Source organism: Heliobacterium mobile, from assembly GCF_009720735.1.
GTDB classification, from domain to species: domain Bacteria; phylum Bacillota; class Desulfitobacteriia; order Heliobacteriales; family Heliobacteriaceae; genus Heliobacterium; species Heliobacterium mobile.
Genome location: NZ_WNKU01000089.1, coordinates 1 through 1,319, shown reverse-complemented (window position 1 = coordinate 1,319; position 1,319 = coordinate 1). Strand labels below are relative to the sequence as shown.

The following is a 1,319-nucleotide window of genomic DNA, read 5'->3' as shown; positions in this document are numbered from 1 at the left end:
GGAGCCAGCCGCCGAAGGTGGGGTCGATGATTGGGGTGAAGTCGTAACAAGGTAGCCGTATCGGAAGGTGCGGCTGGATCACCTCCTTTCTATGGAGACTCGTCACGGTAGAGGGTGCAACCTGTGAAGGAAATGTTACCTCTATGCAGTGAGATGTCGAGGTCGAACCGGACAGAGACCTCCCAACAAGCTTCATGGATAAGCTGAACTGACCATTTAGTGTCCGTTCATGGTTTTTATGAAGCTCAATGGGACAGGTCCGGACGGAATGGTACGCACGCAATGCGACACAACTGTTTGATTTTGAGGGACTGGAGAAACTTACCGGTTGAATTACACAACCGAGTGTAGTAGAATCTTAATTCCGGTGATGAACCGGAAGGACCTCGCTTTGAAGTTGGATGGTCAGTGACCATAAGAGGTCACGACGATTTAACAGACAAAAGCAACTGAAATATTGATCTGGTGGCAATGGCGGAGGGGTCACACCCGTTCCCATCCCGAACACGGAAGTTAAGCCCTCCTGCGCCGATGGTACTTGGGACGTTGGTCCCTGGGAGAGTAGGTCGTTGCCAGATTGACCGGGTAACCGGTGAAACCCTGATAAGGTAACCTTGTCAGGTGCATAGGGGCCTATAGCTCAGCTGGCTAGAGCGTACGACTGATAATCGTAAGGTCGGTGGTTCGAGTCCACCTAGGCCCACCATATGTGGGGGTGTAGCTCAGCTGGGAGAGCACCTGCCTTGCAAGCAGGGGGTCAGCGGTTCGATCCCGCTCATCTCCACCATACATGCAAACAGTGCCGCTGCTTTGCGGCGGCATCTTGTTCCTTGAAAACTGCACAGAGGTAAAGTAAAGCGCAAGCAATGATGAATGCGACGATAATGTTTTGGGTATGTTGGTATTTCCAATACCAAGGCAAAACAGAACAAAGCAATCCATCATTAAAAATAAGGTCAAGTTAGTAAGGGCATACGGTGGATGCCTAGGCGCTGAGAGGCGAAGAAGGGCGCGGACAGCTGCGAAAAGCTACGGAGAGCCGCAAGCAGGCGTAGACCCGTAGATACCCGAATGGGGCAACCCGTCCGGAGTCATATCCGGACATCGCTGACTGAATCCATAGGTCAGTGAAGCCAACCCGGGGAACTGAAACATCTAAGTACCCGGAGGAAAAGAAATCAAGCGAGATTCCCCCAGTAGCGGCGAGCGAACGGGGAAAAGCCTAAACCGTCTCTTCGGAGACGGGGTTGCGGGACCTTCATCACGAACGAATCATCCTAGTCGAAGCGGTCTGGAAAGGCCCGGCACAGCAGGTAACA

2 tRNA genes and 3 rRNA genes are annotated in these 1,319 nt (G+C 52.5%); all 5 read left to right on the top strand.

Annotated elements, in window-relative coordinates:
• Positions 1–89: ribosomal RNA gene (locus tag GJ688_RS19715) — 16S ribosomal RNA — on the top strand; the annotation flags it as partial.
• 372 nt (positions 90–461) lie between these two features.
• Positions 462–578, top strand: a 5S ribosomal RNA gene (gene rrf / locus GJ688_RS19710).
• 51 nt (positions 579–629) lie between these two features.
• Positions 630–706: transfer RNA gene (locus GJ688_RS19705), tRNA-Ile, on the top strand.
• A 5-nt stretch (positions 707–711) separates the two neighbouring features.
• Positions 712–787 (top strand) — tRNA-Ala (locus GJ688_RS19700).
• 167 nt (positions 788–954) lie between these two features.
• Positions 955–1,319 (top strand): 23S ribosomal RNA (locus GJ688_RS19695); the annotation flags it as partial.